Annotated in this window: 23 protein-coding genes, 1 pseudogene and 1 riboswitch; of the genes and pseudogenes, 4 read left to right on the top strand and 20 right to left on the bottom strand. The window is 65.9% G+C overall.

Annotated features, from left to right (window positions below; translation table 11 throughout):
* From PARACOCCUSGL_RS21755 to PARACOCCUSGL_RS0104315, 4 genes and pseudogenes are all read right to left on the bottom strand, one after another.
* Nucleotides 1-107 (bottom strand): annotated as a pseudogene (locus PARACOCCUSGL_RS21755) (electron transfer flavoprotein subunit beta/FixA family protein); the annotation flags it as partial.
* A gap of 120 nt (nucleotides 108-227) precedes the next feature.
* Nucleotides 228-800 carry a cob(I)yrinic acid a,c-diamide adenosyltransferase gene (locus PARACOCCUSGL_RS0104325; RefSeq protein WP_010393457.1) on the bottom strand — a complete coding sequence of 191 codons (573 nt, stop codon included), beginning with the start codon at nucleotides 798-800 and terminating at the stop codon, nucleotides 228-230.
* Entirely contained in the window at nucleotides 800-1000 is a 201-nt protein-coding gene (locus PARACOCCUSGL_RS0104320; RefSeq protein WP_029371488.1) for a twin transmembrane helix small protein, read from the bottom strand. The genes PARACOCCUSGL_RS0104325 and PARACOCCUSGL_RS0104320 overlap by 1 nt, the downstream gene beginning before the upstream one ends.
* 23 nt (nucleotides 1001-1023) lie before the next feature.
* On the bottom strand, nucleotides 1024-1842 hold the full coding sequence (locus PARACOCCUSGL_RS0104315) for an SDR family NAD(P)-dependent oxidoreductase (protein WP_010393454.1): 819 nt from the start codon (nucleotides 1840-1842) through the stop codon (nucleotides 1024-1026).
* A 101-nt stretch (nucleotides 1843-1943) separates the two neighbouring features.
* Between PARACOCCUSGL_RS0104315 and parC the strand changes: the two genes are divergently transcribed.
* Nucleotides 1944-4172, top strand: coding sequence for a DNA topoisomerase IV subunit A (gene parC / locus PARACOCCUSGL_RS0104310; RefSeq protein ID WP_010393453.1), 2229 nt, complete (start codon nucleotides 1944-1946; stop codon nucleotides 4170-4172).
* Between the two features lie 31 nt (nucleotides 4173-4203).
* Here the strand turns inward: parC and PARACOCCUSGL_RS21970 are convergent, their stop codons facing one another.
* From PARACOCCUSGL_RS21970 to cbiE, 9 genes are all read right to left on the bottom strand, one after another.
* Nucleotides 4204-4350 (bottom strand): hypothetical protein, encoded by a 147-nt coding sequence (locus PARACOCCUSGL_RS21970; protein ID WP_158004467.1) that lies wholly within the window; start codon nucleotides 4348-4350, stop codon nucleotides 4204-4206.
* 101 nt (nucleotides 4351-4451) lie between these two features.
* Complete coding sequence (locus PARACOCCUSGL_RS0104300) at nucleotides 4452-5039, bottom strand: cytochrome b/b6 domain-containing protein (RefSeq protein WP_010393450.1); 588 nt, start codon at nucleotides 5037-5039, stop codon at nucleotides 4452-4454.
* Nucleotides 5039-5494, bottom strand: a complete 456-nt coding sequence (locus PARACOCCUSGL_RS0104295; RefSeq protein ID WP_010393447.1) for a cytochrome c — start codon at nucleotides 5492-5494, stop codon at nucleotides 5039-5041. The genes PARACOCCUSGL_RS0104300 and PARACOCCUSGL_RS0104295 overlap by 1 nt, the downstream gene beginning before the upstream one ends.
* 383 nt (nucleotides 5495-5877) lie before the next feature.
* Nucleotides 5878-6186 (bottom strand): DUF1636 family protein, encoded by a 309-nt coding sequence (locus PARACOCCUSGL_RS0104290; RefSeq protein WP_010393446.1) that lies wholly within the window; start codon nucleotides 6184-6186, stop codon nucleotides 5878-5880.
* On the bottom strand, nucleotides 6171-6920 hold the full coding sequence (gene cobF, locus PARACOCCUSGL_RS0104285) for a precorrin-6A synthase (deacetylating) (RefSeq protein WP_010393443.1): 750 nt from the start codon (nucleotides 6918-6920) through the stop codon (nucleotides 6171-6173). The genes PARACOCCUSGL_RS0104290 and cobF overlap by 16 nt, the downstream gene beginning before the upstream one ends.
* Nucleotides 6917-8206 carry a cobyrinate a,c-diamide synthase gene (locus tag PARACOCCUSGL_RS0104280; RefSeq protein WP_010393442.1) on the bottom strand — a complete coding sequence of 430 codons (1290 nt, stop codon included), beginning with the start codon at nucleotides 8204-8206 and terminating at the stop codon, nucleotides 6917-6919. Before PARACOCCUSGL_RS0104280 ends, cobF begins: the two co-directional genes overlap by 4 nt.
* Entirely contained in the window at nucleotides 8203-8976 is a 774-nt protein-coding gene (cobM, locus tag PARACOCCUSGL_RS0104275; protein ID WP_010393441.1) for a precorrin-4 C(11)-methyltransferase, read from the bottom strand. The genes PARACOCCUSGL_RS0104280 and cobM overlap by 4 nt, the downstream gene beginning before the upstream one ends.
* Nucleotides 8973-9323, bottom strand: coding sequence for a cobalamin biosynthesis protein (locus tag PARACOCCUSGL_RS0104270; protein ID WP_029371487.1), 351 nt, complete (start codon nucleotides 9321-9323; stop codon nucleotides 8973-8975). Before PARACOCCUSGL_RS0104270 ends, cobM begins: the two co-directional genes overlap by 4 nt.
* Nucleotides 9320-10492 (bottom strand): precorrin-6y C5,15-methyltransferase (decarboxylating) subunit CbiE, encoded by a 1173-nt coding sequence (gene cbiE, locus PARACOCCUSGL_RS0104265; protein WP_010393439.1) that lies wholly within the window; start codon nucleotides 10490-10492, stop codon nucleotides 9320-9322. Before cbiE ends, PARACOCCUSGL_RS0104270 begins: the two co-directional genes overlap by 4 nt.
* Here cbiE and PARACOCCUSGL_RS0104260 point away from each other — a divergent pair.
* Nucleotides 10491-11228, top strand: a complete 738-nt coding sequence (locus PARACOCCUSGL_RS0104260; protein WP_010393438.1) for a cobalt-precorrin-6A reductase — start codon at nucleotides 10491-10493, stop codon at nucleotides 11226-11228. The genes cbiE and PARACOCCUSGL_RS0104260 overlap by 2 nt on opposite strands.
* Here PARACOCCUSGL_RS0104260 and cobJ read toward each other — a convergent pair.
* Genes cobJ through PARACOCCUSGL_RS0104225 form a run of 7 tightly spaced genes read right to left on the bottom strand, consistent with a single transcriptional unit; the run spans nucleotide 11204 to nucleotide 19046 of the window.
* Nucleotides 11204-11932, bottom strand: a complete 729-nt coding sequence (gene cobJ / locus PARACOCCUSGL_RS0104255; protein WP_010393437.1) for a precorrin-3B C(17)-methyltransferase — start codon at nucleotides 11930-11932, stop codon at nucleotides 11204-11206. The two genes, PARACOCCUSGL_RS0104260 and cobJ, sit on opposite strands and share 25 nt — an antisense overlap.
* A complete protein-coding gene (cobI, locus tag PARACOCCUSGL_RS0104250; RefSeq protein WP_010393429.1) occupies nucleotides 11929-12666 on the bottom strand; it encodes a precorrin-2 C(20)-methyltransferase in 738 nt (245 codons plus the stop codon). Before cobI ends, cobJ begins: the two co-directional genes overlap by 4 nt.
* Before the next feature lie 2 nt (nucleotides 12667-12668).
* The gene (locus tag PARACOCCUSGL_RS0104245) at nucleotides 12669-13298 is read right to left on the bottom strand and encodes a precorrin-8X methylmutase (protein WP_010393428.1); all 630 of its coding nucleotides are present in this window, start codon (nucleotides 13296-13298) and stop codon (nucleotides 12669-12671) included.
* 29 nt (nucleotides 13299-13327) lie between these two features.
* Nucleotides 13328-14485 (bottom strand): precorrin-3B synthase, encoded by a 1158-nt coding sequence (cobG, locus tag PARACOCCUSGL_RS20255; protein ID WP_010393427.1) that lies wholly within the window; start codon nucleotides 14483-14485, stop codon nucleotides 13328-13330.
* On the bottom strand, nucleotides 14482-17640 hold the full coding sequence (cobN, locus tag PARACOCCUSGL_RS0104235; RefSeq protein ID WP_010393426.1) for a cobaltochelatase subunit CobN: 3159 nt from the start codon (nucleotides 17638-17640) through the stop codon (nucleotides 14482-14484). The genes cobG and cobN overlap by 4 nt, the downstream gene beginning before the upstream one ends.
* Nucleotides 17641-17654: 14 nt before the next feature.
* Nucleotides 17655-18689 carry a cobalamin biosynthesis protein CobW gene (cobW, locus tag PARACOCCUSGL_RS0104230; protein ID WP_010393415.1) on the bottom strand — a complete coding sequence of 345 codons (1035 nt, stop codon included), beginning with the start codon at nucleotides 18687-18689 and terminating at the stop codon, nucleotides 17655-17657.
* Between the two features lie 3 nt (nucleotides 18690-18692).
* Nucleotides 18693-19046 (bottom strand): DUF1636 domain-containing protein, encoded by a 354-nt coding sequence (locus PARACOCCUSGL_RS0104225; protein WP_029371486.1) that lies wholly within the window; start codon nucleotides 19044-19046, stop codon nucleotides 18693-18695.
* A 78-nt stretch (nucleotides 19047-19124) separates the two neighbouring features.
* Nucleotides 19125-19330: riboswitch (cobalamin riboswitch) on the bottom strand.
* A 37-nt stretch (nucleotides 19331-19367) separates the two neighbouring features.
* On the opposite strand from PARACOCCUSGL_RS0104225, the gene cobO reads away from it, so the two are divergent.
* The gene (cobO, locus tag PARACOCCUSGL_RS0104220; RefSeq protein ID WP_010393413.1) at nucleotides 19368-19979 is read left to right on the top strand and encodes a cob(I)yrinic acid a,c-diamide adenosyltransferase; all 612 of its coding nucleotides are present in this window, start codon (nucleotides 19368-19370) and stop codon (nucleotides 19977-19979) included.
* Between the two features lie 4 nt (nucleotides 19980-19983).
* Nucleotides 19984-20400: a DUF1801 domain-containing protein gene (locus tag PARACOCCUSGL_RS0104215; protein WP_010393412.1), complete on the top strand. Its 417-nt coding sequence runs from the start codon at nucleotides 19984-19986 to the stop codon at nucleotides 20398-20400.
* Nucleotides 20401-20402 lie beyond the last annotated feature (2 nt).

Below are 20402 nucleotides of genomic sequence, written 5' to 3'. Positions count from 1 at the left end.
TTCATCGACATCTTGACGTTCGCAAGATCGACGCCAGTGCCGTCAGACCTAACGCGGGCCTTAACGTTGTAGTCAATCACACGCTTCAATGGCACGAGAACCTTCATCGGCCGCTCCCCTTTGGTTGTGTCACCTGTTCGGAAGGTTTGTTAGCTGGCCATCAGCGGCAATAACAGGGAAAAAACGACCGTAACGCGTCGTAACATTTCCATCCTGTCGTGTTCGCGCTAACGACTGGCTCCTGGCACCCACAGGATATCCTGCGCGCCGTTATCATTGGCCACGCGCCCCGCCACGAACAGCCAGTCCGACAGGCGGTTGAGATATTTCACAGCGGCCGGATTGGCCCCTTCGGCAGCCATCAGCGCAACGGCAGCACGTTCGGCCCGGCGGGCGACAGTGCGCGACAGGTGCAGATGCGCCGCCAGCGCCGAACCGCCCGGCAGGATAAAACTGCGCAAGGGTGAAAGCGCCGCGTTCATTGCGTCGATTTCGGTCTCAAGACGCTCGACCTGCGCGTCGAGCATGCGCAGGACAGTATAGGGGGCATCGTCGTCCTCTTCCATGCGCGGCCGCGACAGATCCGCGCCAAGATCGAAAAGATCGTTCTGGATCACCGCGATACGGGTCGCGATCTCGCCCCCGGCATGCAGCCGGGCGAGGCCAAGCGTCGCGTTCAATTCATCTACGGTGCCATAGGCTTCGACCCGCAGCGAATGTTTGGGCACACGCTCGCCATTCGACAGCGCGGTTTCGCCCCTGTCGCCGGTGCGGGTGTAGATTTTGTTCAACACGACCATCAGCCGCTCCTGATCCAGAGATACAGCAGAAAGACCGCGATAGCGACCGCCTGGGCGATGATGCGCCAGCGCATCAGGCGATTGCCGTGTTTGCGGTTGAACTCGCCCCCGCGGGCAAAGCCGCCGATGCCGGTGGCAAGGATCACCAGGACCACAAGGCAGCAGATCACGAGGAGATAGAAGAGCGGTTTGTCGTGCATGAAAAGCCCTTTCGGCATGCAACCTAGCTGCGGCGGGCGAACCAGTCCAGTGCGCGTGTGGACAAGAGCCTGCGCCCAAAGCCTGCGATGCGGGTCGGCGTGGTGACGTAATAGCGCGGGCGCGGGTTTGTGCTTTCCAGTGCTTCGGCGATGCGGGCGCTGACCGCCGAGGGCGGCAGCTCGAACCGGTCCTTTTTCGCGGCAGGCTCATAAAGCCGCTTTAGCAGCGTGCGGCGGTATTGGTCGGCGCGCGGGCTTGCCTGCCAGTTGATCCAGCGTTCGAAATGCGGAATCGAGTTCTGGCGGATCAGCGTGCCGATGGGGCCGGGCTCGATCAGAACAAAGCGGACGCCGGTATCTGCCATTTCTACGCGCAGCACATCGGTCAGTCCCTCAAGCGCGAATTTCGTCGCCACATAGGCGCCGCGCCAGGGGATGCCGACAAGGCCAAGGACCGAACTGATATTGACCACCCGTCCGCCATGGGCGCGGAAATGCGGCAGCAGCCGGCGGGTCAGGTCATGGGTGCCGAACAGATTCGCCTCGAATATCGCACGCAGCGCGCCGCGCGGCAGGTCCTCGGCCGCGCCGGGGATGGCGAAGGCGGCGTTGTTGACCAGCGCGTCGATGCGGCCAAGCGCCAGAGCGGCCTCGGCGCAGCGGGCGACGCTGTCTTCGTCGCCAAGCTCAAGCGGCAGGGTATCAAAGCCCTCGGCACGGCGGGCCTCGATATCCCCGGGCTTGCGACAGGTGGCGATGACGCGCCAGCCGCGTTCGCGCATGTGGCGCGCTGCGTCCAGCCCGATGCCCGAAGAACAGCCGGTGATCAGAACGGTTTTCATGCGCGCCTCCTTGCTACCCGGTTCTGCGCTAAGGCCCGCTCATGCGCAAGCCGCGCATTTCCGGCTGGACCGATGCGGTTCGCGGGCCTATTCAATCGACCATGTCCGACGATCCGAATACCCCCGATCCCAACGCGGATCAGACCACGTCCGAACCGCTGTCGCGCGCCATTGGCGAGCGGTATCTGACCTATGCGCTGTCCACGATCATGAACCGTGCGCTGCCGGATGCGCGTGACGGGTTAAAGCCGGTGCACCGCCGTATCCTGTTCGCGATGCGCGAATTGCGGCTGAGCCCGACCGGAGCTTTCCGTAAATCGGCCAAGATCAGCGGCGATGTGATGGGCAACTATCACCCCCACGGCGATGCCGCGATCTATGACGCGATGGCGCGTCTGGCCCAGCCGTTCGCCATGCGCTATCCGCTGGTGGACGGGCAGGGCAACTTTGGCAACATCGACGGCGACAACCCTGCCGCCAGCCGCTATACCGAGGCCCGCCTGACCGCAGCAGCCGAGGCGCTGATGGAGGGGCTGGCCGAGGATGCGGTCGATTTCCGCCCCAACTATGATGGCACGCTGCAAGAGCCGGTGGTGCTGCCTGCTGCATTCCCGAACCTGCTTTGCAATGGTGCCAGCGGGATCGCGGTGGGGATGGCGACGAACGTGCCTCCGCATAACCTGCATGAGGTCATCGACGCCTGTCTGCATCTGATCAAGGCACCCGATGCCCGCGACGACACGCTGATCTCGATCATGCCGGGGCCGGATTTCCCGACCGGGGGCGTGCTGGTCGAATCGCGCGAGACGATTGCCGAGGCCTATCGCACCGGCCGCGGCAGCCTGCGGTTGCGGGCGCGTTGGGTGGTCGAGGATATGGGCCGCGGCCAGTGGCAGATCGTCGTGACCGAGATCCCCTATCAGGTCCAGAAATCCAAGCTGATCGAGCGGCTGGCCGAGATCATCCAGACCAAGAAGGTGCCGATCCTTGCCGATGTGCGCGATGAATCGGCCGAAGATATCCGCATCGTGCTGGAACCGCGCACCCGCGCCGTCGATGCCGAACAGCTGATGGCCGCGCTGTTCCGGGTCAGCGACCTTGAGGTGCGCTTTGGCCTGAACATGAACGTGCTGATCGACGGGCGCGTGCCCAAGGTCTGTTCGCTGAAAGAGGTGCTGCGCGCATTCCTTGACCACCGGCGCGAGGTTCTGGTGCGGCGCTCGAACCACCGGCTGGACAAGATCGCGGCCCGGCTGGAAGTGCTGGAAGGCTATATGATCGCCTTCCTCAACCTCGACCGCGTGATCGAGATCATCCGTAATGAGGATGATCCGAAAGCCGTGATGATCGCCGAGTTCAGGCTGACCGAGGTTCAGGTCGAGGCGATCCTGAACATGCGCCTGCGTGCCCTGCGCCGTCTCGAAGAGATGGAGCTGCGCACCGAGCATGAGAAGCTGACCCATGAGCGCGAGGGCCTGATGGCCATGCTGGCTGACGAGGGCGCGCAATGGGCCAGGATTGCCGAAGAGCTGCGCGAAACGCGTTCGAAGTTCGGCAAGTCCGCGCCCGGAGGCCAGCGCCGCACCGAGATCGGCGAAGCCAGCGAGGTGGCCGAAATCGACATGGAGGCGATGATCGAGCGCGAGCCGATCACCGTGATCCTGTCCAGGATGGGCTGGATTCGCGCGCTTAAGGGTCATCAGCCGCTGGATGCCGAGGTCAAGTTCAAGGACGGCGACGGCCCCTTCATGGCGCTGCATGCCGAAACCACCGACAAGCTGATGATCTTTGCCGCCAATGGCCGCTTTTACACACTGCCCGCCAATAACCTGCCCGGCGGGCGCGGCATGGGTGAGCCGCTGCGGCTGATGATCGACCTGCCGAATGATGCGGCGGTGATCGACATGTTCCCCTGGCGCGATGGCGAGCGTTACCTTGTTGCCTCAAAGGCCGGGGACGGGTTCATCGTTGGTGCGGCGGATATCCTTGCGCAGACCCGTGCCGGCAAACAGGTGCTGAATGGCGAGCCGGCGCTTTGCCGCCGCGTCGCCGGTGACCATGTTGCCGTGGTCGGTCAGAACCGCAAGATGCTGGTCTTTCCGCTGGACGAGCTGCCCGAAATGGCGCGGGGCAAGGGCGTCCGGTTGCAAAAGTTCAAGGACGGCGGGCTGTCGGACGCGATCTGCATCACCCTGGCCGAAGGTCTGCGCTGGCAGGAAAGCGGTGGCCGCACCCGGACCGAGCCCGATCTGACCGAATGGCTGGGCAAACGGGCAACAGCGGGACGTATGGCGCCACGGGGCTTTCCCCGCGATAACAAGTTCAACTGAAAAAGGGCGGGGTTGATCCCGCCCTTTTCCTTTAGCTGTTCGTGCTCGGCGCTGGGGCCGGGCGCTCGATCTGTGTGGTCTGGTCGCTGGGGACTTTCTTGTGGCCGTTGCAATCCGCGAATGCGGGGATCGCCGCCATCGAGAAGGCCAGCGCAAGGGCGAAGGTCCTGCTGATCATCATCGGCTCCTTCATGCGGGTCAGCCATGCCGGGCTGTCAATAGGCGAGGCCCGGCATGAACCAGCCTCGCACGAAGGGGCGATTCGATCAAATGCGCCGCTTATTCCTCGCGGATCGCCTTGCGGCCGTTGATCATCGGGCTGACCAGATCCTCACGCTTCCAGAAGCGATAGAACAGCACCGCCGCGACATGCAGCAGCACCAGGATCAGGATGATGCTGGCACCCAGATTATGCCAGCCCACCGCTTTTGAGCGGGTGGCGCTGCTGACATAAGATGCCAGTGGGCCGACGTTGATATAGTCGTCGGGGTCCGAGATCAGCCCGGTCGTCACCTGCGCTGCCAGCACCGCCAGCATGACGATGACCGACAGTGCCCCCAAGGGGTTATGGCCGGGCCAGTGGCTGGGCTCGGGCAGGAACATGCTGCGCATGTACCGGGCCACGGCCCCCGGTCCCCGGACGAAATGCGTAAACCGCGCCGGGGGCGGGCCGACAAAGCCCCAGACCAGGCGAAAGATCAGCAGCCCCGCCACGACATAGCCGCACCAGAAATGCAGGGTCATCTTTGCCGGGCCGAACTGGCCAAGGCACCAGGCCGCAATCACGAAAAACGCCAAAAGCCAATGGAACCCGCGCAAAAGCGGGTCCCATAGCCGGACCTCACGGATGGGGCCGCGCCGCGACATCAGCTTTTTTCGCGATAGCTGTCGTGGCAGGCCTTGCAGGCAGCGCCCAGTTTCCCGACCACCGGGCCGATATTACCCTGACCGCCTTTGACGGCCTCGGACGCGCCCGAGGCGGCCTCGCCCAGACCGGCGAACTTGGCCTGGAAGTCCTCGGAGTTCGTCCAGATATCAGGCTTGGCAGCGGTGCCTTCGGTATCGGCCGAGCTGCTGCCTTCGATAAAGAGGGCGGGCATGTCATATTGCGTCAGCGCCTCGATATTGGCGGCGGCGCGGCTGGCGACGGCTTCGTCATAGGCGATATCACCTTTGGCCATACCGGCAAGGGTGCCCATGTTGATGGCGAGCATCTGATAGAAACCCTGGCGTGCCTTGACGGCCTGCTTGGCCGGATCGTCCTGGGCAAAGCTTGCCAGAGGAACCGCGGCAAGGGCGGCGGCAATGAGAATCAGGCGCATGTCATCTTCCTTTTTGTGTGGCGTCTAGCTGCACTGGGGTTCGCGCAGGGGCAGGGTTGCACAACCAGGCCAAACTGCCAACGCGCCGACGATATCATTTTCGTGAAAACCCTTGGTCTTGGGCGGTTTTCCGGCGCTTTTGGGGGTTTTGGACTGCTGCTTTTCGTCGCAGTCCGGGCCAGATCACCCATAAAACGGGCACATCCGTGCTTTCGGGTGGCGCTGTCGCGGCCTGTGCTTGCGCGATGCTGCGATGCAGCGCAGGCTGAAGGGGACGGGGTCCATGCACCTCCCGTCGCCCCGGGCCGCACGGGGCTCTCATGGCAGTGACCGCCGTTCATGCCGCGTTTCCTCCCTCCGCGCGGACATGAACGGCGGGTTTTTCATCCCGCCGGGATGCGCAGCTTGAGGCAATACCGCAGCCGTCCGCAGGGTCGGGCGTCGCTGATCCAGCCGTCGGGGGCGGCAAGATAGGCGCGGATTGTAGCGGCCACGTCACCGGCATCCTCGGGGCGCAGGTCGTGAAAAAGATATGAGCCGCGCCCCGGCGATTGCACAGCCATCAAGACCGGCCGCGCGTTTCTTGCCTGCAAGGCCGTACGGCGCAGGGTGACGGTCGGGTCAAGCGTGCCAAGCGCCAGGGCCAGCGCATCGGCCTTGACCCCGGGCGGCAGGGTCAGGGTGACGGGCATCGGTCAAGCAGATAGATATCCATGATCCAGCCGTGCTCGGCCCTCGCCGTGGCGCGGGTCTCATGGATGCGGCCGGCGACTTCGGACAGGGGGCCGCTGATCAGGATCTGGTTTGGCATGCCCAGAAAGGCGCCCCACCAGATATGCACGCCCTGCGGGTCGAGATGGCGAAACGAGCATTCGCCGTCCAGCATGACGACCAGCCGCTCTGCGGTCCCGGGCCAGCCATGGTCACGGATCTGGCGGCCGGTGGTGATAAGCACCGGGGCGGCCACCGCGTTCAGCGGGATCGTATGGGCCGCGCAAAGCGCCTGAATTGCAGTGATGCCGGGAATGACCTTCACGCGCATGGGCAGACGGTGCGCGACCCGCCCGGCGATGCGCAATGTGCTGTCGTAAAGCGAAGGATCACCCCAGACCAGCAGTGCCGGACGCATGGCGCCATGATCGCGGATCACCTGTTCCCACCGGGCCGCGATGGCGTCGTGCCATTCCTCGACGCCCTGACGATAGCCGTTTGCGGCGCCGCGCTGCGGCATGTCAAAGATCGCCAGCGGTGGCGGGCTCACCAGCGCATCGCGGCAAAGCGCAAGGCGCAACTCGGCCAGATCGGCCTTATCCTCACCTTTGGCGGGGATAAGGATCAGGTCAGCATTCGCCATTGCCGCAATGCCTTCGCGGGTCAGATGGCCGGGGCTGCCAGTGCCGATGCCGATCAACGCAAGCTCGATCATGGCGCCTCTCCGATCAGGTGAAAGAAGGTGCCGGTGGCATGGCCGCGGCGTGAGCCGGTCTCGGCCACCCTGTCGCCATTAGCGTCGGTGACCTGCGCCAAAGGCTCGTCCGGCTGCGCGAGAATCGTCGCATAGTGGAACTCATGCCCGGCCAGCGGCTGGCGGTATAGCCCGGCCAAAGGCTGAGCCCGGCGATAGCCCAGATGCATCCGGCGCTTTTCATAGCTGGTTTCAAGCCCCAGCAGGCCCGTCATCTGGTGCCGCACCCCCTGAGCATCGACCAGCCCCGCGCCCATGGCCATATAACCACCGCATTCGCCATGAACCGGACGCGTCTGGGAAAAACGCTGCAACCCGGCGCGAAAGCGTTCGGCCATGGCAAGCCTGCCTGCGTGCAATTCTGGATAGCCGCCGGGCAGCCAGCAGGCCCCGGCACTGTCGTCGGGGGGCTGATCCGCAAGGGGAGAAAAGGGCAGGATCTCAGCCCCGGCTGTCCTCCAGCCCTGAATAAGATGCGGATAGACAAAGGAAAACGCTTCATCCTGTGCCAGCGCGATACGTTGTGCGGGCGGAGGCAGTGGCGAAAATGGCCCGGCCACGACGCCGCCCCCAGCCGCCGCGATGATGGCGTCAAGGTCCAGATGCAGCCTTGCCGCTGCGGCAGCCGCGGCAAGCAAGGAGTCAAGGGCGGCGAGCTCCTGCGCCTGCACAAGGCCAAGGTGACGTTCGGGCAGTTCGATCCCGGCCTCGCGCGGCAGCACGCCCAGCACCGGGATGCCCAGCGGGTCCAGCGCGTGGCGCATCAGCATTTCGTGCCGGGACGAGGCGACGCGGTTCAGCACCACCCCGGCCAGTTCCACGTCGCGGCGCATCTCGCGGAACCCCAGTGCCACGGCCCCGGCGGATTGCGCCTGACCTTTGCAGTCAAGGACCAGAACCACCGGCCAGCCGGTCAGCGCGGCGATATCGGCGCTGGCGCCATTGCCGCAGCCTCCGCGCTGGGCCACGCCGTCAAATAGCCCCATCGAGCCCTCGGCGATTGCAAGATCGGCGTCCGATGTGCGCGCAATCAGATGTGCGATCTGTGCCCGTCCCATGGCCCAGCTGTCCAGATTGAACGAGTCACGCTCCGCCGCCCGGCGGTGAAAGGCGGGGTCGATATAATCAGGCCCGCTTTTAAAGGGCTGCACGGTCAGGCCGCGCGCCCGCAACGCGCCGATCAGTCCCAGCGTGACCGTGGTCTTGCCGCTGCCCGAGGCCGGGGCGCTGATGACAAGGCCCTTCATTCGGGGAACCGGGGTGTGGTGCCGACCGGCCGAAACCGGCGGTCGTAATCGCCGGCGTAAAGGCGGCTTTCCAGAAAATCCCTGGCTGCGAGAGCCCGACCGACAAGGATCAGCGCCGTGCGCTCGCCCTCGCCGATCGCCGGGTCAAGCGTGCCGAGCGTCGCCCTGACGATGCGCTGGTCAGGCCAGCTGGCGCGGAACACTACCGCGACCGGGCAATCGGCACCGTAATGGGGCAGCAGTTCGTCTTGTACCCGGTCGAGCACATGCACCGACAGGTGAATGGCAAGCGTCGCGCCAGTGGCCGCGAAATTTGCCAGCTGCTCGCCCTTTGGCATGGCCGAGGCCCGGCCCGAGGTGCGGGTCAGGACCACCGATTGCGCAATACCGGGCAGCGTGAGTTCAGCCCCAAGCGCGGCGGCGGCGGCGGCGAACGAAGGTACGCCCGGCGTCACGTCATAGGGAATGCCAAGTTCGCGCAGCCGCCGCAATTGTTCGCCCATGGCCGACCACACTGACAGATCGCCGGAATGAAGTCGCGCGACGTCATGACCGTCACGATGCGCGTTCAGGATCTCGCCAATGATCTGGTCAAGGTTCATGGGCGCGGTGTTCACGATACGCGCACCGGGCGGGCAATGGCTCAGCAGTTCCTGCGGCACCAGTGAGCCGGCATAAAGGCAGACCGGGCAAGAGGCGATCAGGTCGCGGCCGCGCAGGGTGATCAGATCGGCCGCGCCGGGGCCAGCGCCGATGAAATGGACGGTCATGCGGGGTCTCCTTCTGCGATGGCGGCGGTGGCGGTGCCATCCTGCGAGATGACGCGCGGGGCGATGATGCGCGCGCCGGGGCCAAGGGCGGCAAGGGCGGCTGCCTCGGCCAGCGAACCGGTGCCGTGGCGGGCAAGGATGCGTGGCGATTGGGTGGGCGTGGCGATGCCTGCGACCTCGACCGCGATCAGGGGCAGGCCGGTTTCGGCAGCAAGCGCACGTATTGGGGCGGCCTGCGCCTTGGCGGGCGTGGTCGCCAGCGCCTCGGCCGGGCCTGCACGGGTCAGCGCCTCGCGCAGCGCAGCCAGCGTGGCCGCTTTGCGAAAGCCGATGCCTGCCACCCTCATGGCCAGCTCCATTGCGTGACGTTGCGCGCCGGGGTCCAGCCGCGCATCCGGCCAAGAGGGGTGGCCTCTTGCAGGGCAACCCGGGTCAAATATCCGCCGCGCGCGGCATGCAAAGCGATCAGCAGTGCCTCGGTTTCAAGCGTGACCGCGTTCACGACCAGTCGTGCAGGGGGCAGGGCGTTGATCAATGCCGCACTGGCCCCACCGCCGACAAAGATCGCGTCAGGCGGGGGCAGGCCAGCCAGTGCCGTGGGCGCGGCGCCGTGGATGGTGCGCATCTGTTCCGCAAGCCCAAAGGCGTCGATGTTTGCGGCGATATTGGCGATGCGGTCGGCGCGCGGCTCAATGGTCACGGCCCGCCCGCCGTTCAGGCACCATTCGACGCTGATCGAGCCCGAGCCGCCGCCGATGTCCCACAGCATTTCACCCGAACGGGGGGCAAGCGCCGCCAGAGTCATCGCCCGGACAGCCCGGCGGGTGATCTGGCCGTCATGGGCAAAGACCTCGTCCGGCAGGCCGAAACCACGTGGCAGGCCCGCCCCCGGTGGCAGATCCGCCCCGTCCAGAGCGACCGCCACCGGGGCGACACAGTCAAGTGCAAACTCCTGCGCCCGCGCCTCGCGGATACGTTCGCGGGGGCCGCCAAGCGCCTCAAGCACGACCATGCGCATCTGCCCGAACCCCTGTGCCACCAGCCATTCCGCCAGGGCGGCAGGGGCAGAGGCGTCGCGCATCAGGCAGATCGTCCGCGTTCCCCGTGCCATGACCGGGCGCAGCCGGGCAAAGGGTGCGGCGTGCAGGCCAAGACAGGTCACATCCTCCAGCCGCCAGCCCAGCCTTGCGGCGGCCAGCGAAAAGGTGCCGGGCGCGGGAAAAGCGCGCCATTCGCTATGGGGCAGAACAGCGGCAATACTGCCCCCCGCGCCATGCCAGAACGGATCGCCCGAGACAAGCGCGGCGACCTTTTGCCCGCGCAGGGCCAACAGGGGGCCAAGATCAAAGGGGACCGGCCAGGTTTTGCCGCGTGGCGCGGCAAGCCCTGCGAGTTCCAGGTGCCGGGGGGCACCAAAGACGATTTCGGCGAGATCCAGCGCTTCGCGGCTTGCAGGCGACAGGCCGGCAGGGCCATCCTCCTGAATACCGATGATGGAAAGCCAGGGATCAGCCATGACGCGCATCCTTTTGCTGGGCGGCACCACCGAAGCCGGAGCCATGGCCAGCGCGCTGGCCGCTGCCGGGCTGCAGGCGGTGTATTCTTACGCCGGCCGCACCGCGCGCCCGGTCAAACAACCCCTGCCGACGCGGATCGGCGGTTTTGGCGGTCCCGAGGGGCTGGCCGGGTATCTGCGCACCGAACGCATCAGCCATGTCATCGACGCCACCCACCCCTTTGCCAAGGGGATGAGCTGCAATGCCATTACTGCCTGCGCGGCGACGGGCACGGCGCTGATCGCGCTGGAACGCCCGCCCTGGGTGTCCGCGCCCGGTGACCGTTGGGTCAGGGTCAGCGATTATGAGGCTGCCGCCCGTGTTCTGCCGGGGGATGGCTCGGGGGTGTTTCTGGCCATCGGGCGACAGAACCTGCAACCCTTTGTCGGGATCAATCACATCTGGATGCTGCGCTTTGCCGAGGTGGCGGCCCATCCCCTGCGGGATGCAACGCTGATCGTTTCGCGCGGCCCCTTCACCGTGGCAGGTGATGTGGCGCTGATGCGCCGCCATGACATCGCCCATGTCGTTGCCAAGAATGCCGGAGGTCAGGCGGCCGAGGCCAAGATCGCGGCTGCGCGCGAACTGGGCCTGCCAGTGGTGATGATCGACCGCCCTGAGCTGCCGCCCCGCCGCGTCGTCGCAACCCCGGCCGAGGTGATGGTCTGGCTTCATGGTACGGATCGCGGCGTATAGATCCAGCTGCCAGCCCGGCGGGTGGCGCTGTTGCCAAGGATGACGACGGTGCGCATGTCCGCCATCTCGGGCAATGCCTTGCTCAGCGTCGTGGTCTGGATCACCTCATCCGGGGTCGAGACGGCCCGCGCGAATGAGATCAGCCGGTCAGGCCCGCAGCATTCGCGCAGGATGTTAAGCGCGCGGGCAAAGCCTTCGGGCCGTGCCTTTGAGCGGGGGTTATAAAAGGCCATGGCAAAATCGGCCTCGGCCGCCAGCCGCAAGCGCCGCTCGATCAGGGCCCATGGTTTAAGATTGTCCGACAGGTTGATCGCGCAGAAATCATGGCCAAGCGGTGCGCCGATCCGTGCTGCGGCGGCGAGCATGGCGGTGATGCCGGGCAGGATGCGGATTTCGGGCATGACGGTGCGGTCCTCAAGCGCCTCAAACAGCGCCGAGGCCATCGCAAAGACCCCCGGATCCCCCGATGAGACCACCACGACCCGCCGCCCGCTTTCGGCCAGATCAAGGGCCAGGCGCGCGCGCTCGACCTCGACCCGGTTGTCCGAAGGGTGCAGCGTCAGCCCTTTGCGCGGAGCGACACGGGCGACATAGGGGATATAGCCGACAACATCGGTGGCCTCGTCCAGTGCTGCGCGCACCTCGGGGGTGACGAGGTGATCGGCCCCGGGCCCAAGACCCGCCACCACGACCCAGCCGCTCATTCCGCTGCGTCCGCCAGGGGACGGCGGCCATTGCCATGCACCAGAACGGTGGCGAAATACGGGCAATTCTGCAGATCGGCGTCCGCAAGTGGGGTCACGCGCTGGTTCGGCATCGTTCCACGCTCGACCAGCCAGGCATCGGTCATCCGTCCGGCAAGGTTCAGCGCGCGGGCGATCTTGGGCAGGTTGCGGCCGGTTTTCATCACGACCACCGCATCAGCGGCGCGCATGTGGCGGGCTAGCTCGGCCTCGGGCAGAGTGCCCATCAGCACGGTCATCGCGTCATCGCCCCAGGTCATCGGACGGCCGATGGCGTTCCAGCAACCGGTCATGCCGGGGATGCCGGGGATGATCTCGACCGGCGCCAGATCCTGCAGCCGGGCGTGCAGATGCATGAACGAGCCGTAAAACAGCGGATCGCCCTCGCACAGCACGACCACGTCGCCGTCAGCAGCCAGCCCTGCAAGCCGCCCCGTCCAGTCGTCGTAAAAGGCCGAAAGCAACCGGTTGTATTCGGGGCTGTCAAAGGGGATTTCGGTCGTGACCGGATATTCCATCGCATGTTCGATCACATCCGGCGCCAGCAGGTCCGAGACGATCCGGCGGGCCTGTCCGGCGCGGCCCTTTTTGCGGAAATAGGCGATCTGGCGTGCCCCGCGGATGGCGCGGTCGGCACGGACCGAGATCAGGTCGGGATCGCCGGGGCCAAGACCCGCGCAGATGATCTTGCCCATGGCTATTCCTTTCGGCTGGCAAGTGCGTTGACGGCGGCAACCGTGATGGCCGAGCCGCCAAGCCGCCCGCGCACGATCAGTGCCGGAGCGGGCAGGTCCTTGATCAGCGCCGCCTTGGATTCAGCGGCACCGACAAAGCCAACCGGACAGCCGATAATCGCGGCGGGACGCGGGCAGGCCGGATCGCGCAGCATGTTCAACAGATGAAACAGCGCGGTCGGAGCATTGCCGATGGCGACCACCGCCCCGGCCAGATCCTCGCGCCATAGTTCAAGCGCGGCGGCGCTGCGTGTGTTGCCCATCTGCGCCGCCAGTTCCGGTACGCGGGGGTCTTGCAGGGTACAGATGATACGGTTTTTTGCGGGCAGCCGGGCGCGGGTGATCCCTTCGCTGACCATGCGCGCGTCGCACAGGATTGGTGCGCCGTCCTCTAGTGCTTTGCGCGTGGCCAGGGCCATCCCGGGCGAGAATTCCACGTCGCGTTCAAGCCCGACCAGCCCGGCGGCGTGGATCATGCGAACGACGACCGGCTCTTCTTCGGGGGAAAAGCGGGCGAGGTCGGCCTCGGCGCGGATGGTGGCAAAGGACTGCGCATAGATGCGGGCGCCGTCGGTTTCATATTGGTGCAGCATCGGGCGGCTCCACTGGGTTTGAGGCGATTTCATCGGGGACACGCTTTGGCAAGTGCGGCAGGCAGGTCATGCACGGCCAGCCCCGCCCGCGTGACAGGATCGCGCGCGCTGCCATCCCGGATCAGGTCAAAGCGGTCGCGCCCGGTCGCAATCAGCGTCGCCGAGGCCGGTCCCTGATGGGCGCATGCCTTGGCGCAGCCGGTGACATGCAGCGTCTGATCCGGCGCGAGGCGAGACGCAAGATGCCGCGCCAGCGTCCGTACATCGGCCTGCGCCTGCGGGCAGCCGGGCGCGCCCGTGCAGGCATGGACGCGCGTAAGCGGGTCGCACGGATCAAGGATCGCACCGGGGATGCGGGGCAAGGTAGCACCCTCGATCAGCAAGGCGCGCCACGGTGTCAGGCGCAGCGGACCCAAAGCTGCTGCTGCCTCAAGCTGGTCGGGCGTGATCTGACCAAAGGCAAAGCCGACGATCCAGCCATTCGTTGCCGGTCCGGGACCTGGCGTGGCAGAGGCGCCGGGGCGGGTGGTCCCTGCGACCGATCCCCCGGGTTTTGGCGCCCCCCGGCGCAGATGGTCGCGCATCCGCCCACGACCCTCGGTCACGCCGCCCGTCTGCACGAACCAATGTGCCAGTGCGACGGCGCGGCGGGCAGCCTCGGCGGGGTTTGCGGCCTCAAGTGCCCAATCCGCGCCATCAGGCAGGATCAACCAGCCCGTGCCATGTGGGCGCAACCGGATATCCGCGGGCACATCGGTCAGCACCGCAGTTCCCGCATCGACTGCAAATCCGAACTTGGCGGGAACTTTTGGCGCATCCGGTGCTGTCATTGCGCGGGCGATCGCCTCGGCCACCTGCCACGCCGGTCCGCCGACCGGGGCAAATGGCGACAGGATGACATTGCGCCGCGCCTCGGTCCCGGCATCGCGGTCGGTCAGGCCGAAAGGCTGAAGCGCCGCGATGGTCGCCGCATGGCCCAAGGGGGTCAGCCCGCGCAATTGCAGGTTTGCGCGACTGGTCAGGTCGATCAGCCTGTTGCCGTGGCGCGAAGAAAGACCGGCGATCAGCCGCGCCTCGTCGGGTGTCAGCCGTCCATTTCGCGCCCGGATACGCAGCACCAGCCCGTCGCCCGATTCCATCGGGCGCAGCGCGCCGGGACACCAGCCCTTGATCTCAAAACCGCTCATGGTGCCACCCCGGCAAGGACAGAGTTGCGCCGCGTGACCCACAGGCCCGAGGCGATCAGCCGTGCAAACAGCGCCCGCATTGCGGCCAGAGCGGCGGGGTTTTCGCGCTGCATGAAATCCACCACCTCGGGTCGACCCAGCGTCGCCTCGTGATAAAGGTCGAACAGATGGCCCGGCACCACGCCGGCCAGATTGGCAAAGGCGGCCATGTGATCCAGCGTTGCCGCAATCTCGGCCGCGCCGCGAAAGCCGTGCCGCATCATGCCGTCCGCCCAGGCGGGATTGGCAGCGCGGGCACGGGTGACGCGGGCGATTTCCTCGGTCAGGGTGCGGGCGCGCGGCTGGTCCGGGCGCGTGGCGTCAAGGTGGTAAAGCGCCGGATGCGCAGCCCCGATCCGCGCCATGGCGGCGGCAAAGCCCGCCTCATGTGCGGCGTAATCGCTGGCCAGCAGCAGATCGGATTCCGGCAGGTCCTGCGCATGGACAAAGGCGTCAGCCCCCGAAAGCCGCTCACGGATCGCCTGTGGCTGATGGCTGATGCGCCCATCCGCCCCGATGGCATGAGAGGACGCGGCAAGCCATGCCTCGCCCGCCGCGTGCCGCGCCTCATCGCTGAACGTTTCGGCAAGATCGGCGAGGCCGAGGCCGTAAAGCCCGGGCTTGGGGCCAAAGACGCGCGGGATGCGGTGACGATAGGGGTTGTCATCCGGGCTTTCGCCACGAGTCGCCAGCGCCGCGGCCCCGGTCTCGAACAATTGCGCCAGACCGGGGAAAACGTCCCTAAACAACCCCGAGACCCGCAGCGTCACGTCAATTCGCGGCCGGCCCAGTTCGGCCAGCGTAAGGATATCGACCCCCGATACCCGGCCCGAGGCGGCGTCCCAGCGCGGGCGCAGCCCGGCCAGATGCAGCGCCATGGCAAATTCCTCGCCTGCCGTGCGCATGGTTGCGCTGCCCCACAGGTCCACGACCAGCCCACGCGGCCAGTCGCCATGATCCTGAAGATGGCGGCGCAGCAGCTCTTCGGCCAGCCTTACCCCCTGTGCATAGGCATTGCGCGAAGGCACGGCGCGGGGATCGACGGTAAAAAGATTGCGCCCCGTCGGCAGCACATCCTGCCGCCCGCGCGCCGGAGAGCCCGAGGGGCCGGACGCGACCCTTTGCCCCGAAAGGGCGCGGGCCAGCCCCTCACGCTCGGCCTTGCCACAGGCGCCAGAGCCATAGACATGCAGCCCGTCGCCAAAGCGGCTGTCCTTGAGATCGCAAAGGAAACGGTCGATCAGCGGGATCGCCTCGGCCGGGGCGGCGTCGGGGGGCAGGCCCAGATCCGCCTCGACCCCGGCGGCACGTGCCTCGTCTCGGATGGCAAGGATCAGCCGGTCGCGGCGGCGTGGGTCCAGCCCGTCGGCGGTGGAATATTCGTCAAGCAGCCGCTCAAGATGCGTCAGGCGCTCCGGCAGGGCGGCATCGACAAGGGGCGGCGGCAGATGGCCCAGCGTTACGGCTGAAAGCCGCCGTTTCGCCTGCGCCGCCTCGCCCGGATCGTTGGCGATGAAGGGATAGACGACGGGCAGATCGCCAAGCAGTGCCTCGGGCCAGCATTCATCTGACAGTGCCACCGATTTGCCCGGCAGCCACTCAAGCGTGCCATGTGCGCCCATGTGGATCAGCGCGTCCGCCTGTGTCCTGAGCCACAGGTAAAAGGCAACATATTCGTGGCATGGGGTGCGGGTCAGGTCGTGATAATCCTCGGCCCTTGTCGCGACCTCTCCGCGTTCGGGTTGCAGCGCGATCAGGTCGGCGCCATGGCGCAGGGCGGCAAAGTGAAAGCCATCAGCGGGAGGCGCGCCCCATGCGGCGGCAAGGTCGTCACGCAGACGCGCCGGCAGGCGGGCCAGCGTGGCAAGGTAATCCGCCTGCGGCCAGTGCAGACGGCCGGCCTTAAGCCTGCGGCCCAGATCGTCATGTGGAATGCCAAGCATCGCCCCGGCTGATGCAAGGGCGTCAAGCCCAACCGCATGGGCCAGCTGATAGATCTTGCCGGGATAGGTCGACAGCACCACTGCGCGGCGTTTTGCGGGCAGGTTCAGCCAAGCCCGCACCCGTGCCGCCGCCGCATTGATGCGCTGATCATCCGGGACGTGGATCATGCGAGAAAATTGCAGATCCGGGTCGCGCTCTTGCGCCTGTTTGAAGCTGATCGCGCCCAGAAAAATGCGGCCATCAACCTCGGGCAGGACCACGTGCATCGCCAGATCTGCGGCGGAAAGGCCGCGTTCTTCTGCGGCCCATAGCTCGCGCGGGGCAGTGGAAAGCGCCACCTGAAAGACCGGGCCGTCGGCCCCGTCAAAGGGCGTCGCGCCAGCATCGTCACGGGCAGAAAAGGCGGTCAGGTTTACCACCGCCGCAACCCCCGGCAGATGTGGCGCCAGCCATTCTGCAAAGCCCGGTGCCTTGAGCGAGGGCGCGAATACTCCGGTTGCGTCCAGTCCCGCGGCGCGCAGGGCGCGGATCATCGCATCGACTGGCGCCAGATCGGCAGAGGTCAGATAGCTGCGGTAAAAGCTGACGAGCAGCCCGGGCTTTGGCCGCTGAATAACGCCGTGATCGGGGTCGTAAAATCCGAACTCGGGGATCGCAGCCTCGCCCTGAACCGGCGCGGTGTGCAGGCCCGCAGCATGCGCCAGCTCTGCCAAGGCCATCTGCGCGGCGACCGCGCCGCCCTGATCGCATAGCGTGGTCAGCCGGCGCAGCACCGGCAACGGCAGCGTCGAATAACGGTCAAGCGTCGGGTCAGGCCGCCCGTCGGCGGGCAGAAAGGCCAGCGCGATACCCCGTCTGCGCGCCAGATCCTGAAGGCTGGCGACTCCATAGGACCAATAGGGTTCACCCCCGATCAGCCGCACCAGAATCGCCCGCGCCCCGGCAAGCGTCGTCTCGCAGTACTGATCGACCGAAACCGGGTGCCGCAGCGCCGATAGATTGCACAGCCGCAGCGAGGGCAGCCCCCCTGACGCACGGTGCCAGCCTGCAGCGAAAGCGCCGAGATCGCTGTCCGAATAGGACAGTGCGATCAGCTCGGCGGGGCTTTGGCCGGGGTCGGTCGGAACCTCGGTTTCTTCCAGCCCACGGCTTTCGCGAAAGACGACATGCATGGCTTATTCGGCGCTTATGCGGCCAGAACCGCCCTGATCGCGGCCTCGTCGATATCGTCATGCTCGGCAATGACGACGAGGCGCGAGTTGCGGGGGGCATCGCCCCAGGGCCGGTCGTATTGGTGGCGCACCCTTTCACCCACCGCCTGCACCAGCAACCGCATGGGCTTGCCCAGGACGGCGACATGGCCTTTGACCCGCAGGATGTTCTGTTCCCGCGCCAGCCGTTCGATGCGGGTGGCCAGATCAGCGGGGTCCGCGATCTCGGCCAGTTCGATCACCACCGAGTCGAAATCGTCATGCTCATGATCCTCGGCCCCGTCATGATGGCTGGGGCGGGCGGCAAGGTCATCCTCGGCCGCGGCATTGAGGCCCAGGATGACGCGCGGGTCGATCACCCCGTCAACCAGCGGCAGGATCGGCAGCTTGCGCGGGGCCTCGGCCTCGATGACCGCGCGGGCGGCGGCCAGCCCCTGTTCGCCCGCCAGATCAGCCTTGGAGAGCAGGACGATATCGGCACAGGCGATCTGGTCCTCGAACACCTCGGAAAGCGGCGTTTCGTGGTCAAGGCTGTCATCAGCGGCGCGCTGGGCCTCGACTGCCGCCACGTCGGGGGCAAAACGGCCTGCCGCAACCGCCTCGGCATCGGCCAGTGCAATCACCCCGTCCACGGTGATGCGCGAACGGATCGCCGGCCAGTCGAACGCCTTAAGCAGCGGTTTCGGCAGGGCAAGGCCCGAGGTCTCGATCAGGATGTGGTCGGGCCTGACCGGCATTGCCATCAGCCGTTCAAGCGTCGGGATGAAGTCATCGGCGACGGTGCAACAGATGCAGCCGTTCGACAGCTCCATGATGTTTTCGGCCGGGCAGTTTTCGTCTGCGCAGGATTTCAGGATCTCTCCGTCCACGCCCATTGTGCCGAATTCGTTGACCAGAACTGCCAGCCGCTTGCCCTGCGGGTTCTGCATCAGGTGGCGGATCAGCGTGGTCTTGCCGGCGCCCAGAAAGCCGGTGATGACAGTCACTGGGGTCTTGGTCAGGTCGGTCATGTGCTACCCAATCGGAGGAATGCGCGCGAGGCTGCGCTTGCGGAAAATCGTGACGCGTTCGCGCCAGGGGACGATGCCGTCAGATGCGTCGGCATAGGCGGCGGCGCCCTGCATGATCTCGGGGGCGTCATCAGCCGACATGCTGCCATAGACATAGGTCCACCGGCCCGGGCCCGACAGCGCGATCGCCGCGCCATTGGCGCAGGCCGACAGGCATTCGACGGGAACGATACGCACGCCTTGGGGCAGGGTCTCGGCGGTCAGCGCCTGCAGCAGACGCAGGCCGGGCACGGGCTCGCCGTCGGGGACGGGCAGGCCGGCGCGGCATGTGATGCAGACATGCAAGGTGACTGTCATGCGCCCTTCATCCGTTATGGCGGCAGGGCGCGGGGGCGCGACATATGCCCCAAGCCCCAGCAGGAACACCCCGTCCGCCGGTCAATCCTTTGCGCGGGCAGGTCTCCCGGCTTGCGGATTCGGGCCTGTGGGGCCCACGGTCGTCCCGCCTTCCCGGCTTTTGGCCAGTGGCTTATGGGCGACCTTTCCGGTCACGGTCGCGGGGGCGGCTGCTTCCAGGCGGTTGCCTGTCGCATTCCCTCTTAGCCTGTCGTAGGACAGGAACCAGCGCCCCTTGTCTGTGCGCGCCCGGTCCCGACTTGTCAAGCAAAGGAGTGCCCGATGCCGACCGAAGACAACCTTCGCCATGCCGAGAAGATGGCCAGGATCAAAGCTGCGCGTGACCGGATGATGGCTGGAAAGCAGGGCGAAAAGGGACTGATCATCGTCCATACCGGCAAGGGCAAGGGCAAGTCCTCGTCCGGGTTTGGCATGATCCTGCGCTGCATCGCCCATGAGATGCCCTGCGCCGTGGTGCAGTTCATCAAGGGCTCATGGGACACGGGCGAGCGTCGGGTTTTGACCGGACATTTCGGCGATCTGTGCCAGTTTTATGCCATGGGCGAGGGGTTTACCTGGGAAACGCAGGACCGTGAGCGTGACATCGCCGCCGCCCGCGCCGGCTGGGAAAAGGCCAAAGAGCTGATCCGCGATCCCCGTATCCGTATGGTACTGCTTGATGAGATCAACATCGCCCTGCGCTATGATTATCTGGATCTGGACGAGGTGCTGGTCTTTCTGCGCAGCAAAAACCAGCCGATGACCCATGTCGTGCTGACCGGGCGCAACGCCAGGCCGGAACTGATCGAGCTTGCCGATCTTGTAACAGAGATGGAACAGGTCAAGCATCCGTTCCGCGACGGTATCAAGGCCCAGCCGGGGGTAGAGTTCTAGGACGATGACCGAACCGCAGGACAAGCCAAAACTGCTTTCAGGCGGCAATCCGCAGATCCCAAAGGGATATGGCGAAGCCCCCGTTCGCGCCTATATCGACGCGCTGCCGGGATGGAAGCATCAGGTTGGCGAAAAGCTGGATCAGATCGTCACCCGCACCGTGCCGGGTGTGAAAAAGGCGGTAAAGTGGAATTCGCCTTTTTACGGGGTCGAGGAAGGGGTCTGGTTCCTCAGCTTTCACTGCATGACTAAATATATCAAAGTCGGCTTTTTTCGCGGCGCAGAGCTGGATCCGCTGCCGCCTGTCGCCTCGAAACAGCCCGACGTGCGCTATGTCCATATTCCCGAAGGCCCGTTCGACGAAAAGCAATTCGCCGATTGGGTGCTGCAGGCCAGCCGTCTGCCGGGGCTGAAGATGTAAGG

Origin of the sequence: Paracoccus sp. TRP (assembly GCF_000185925.1) — a bacterium.
GTDB lineage: Bacteria > Pseudomonadota > Alphaproteobacteria > Rhodobacterales > Rhodobacteraceae > Paracoccus > Paracoccus kondratievae.
This window is presented reverse-complemented; position numbering and strand designations above follow the sequence as displayed.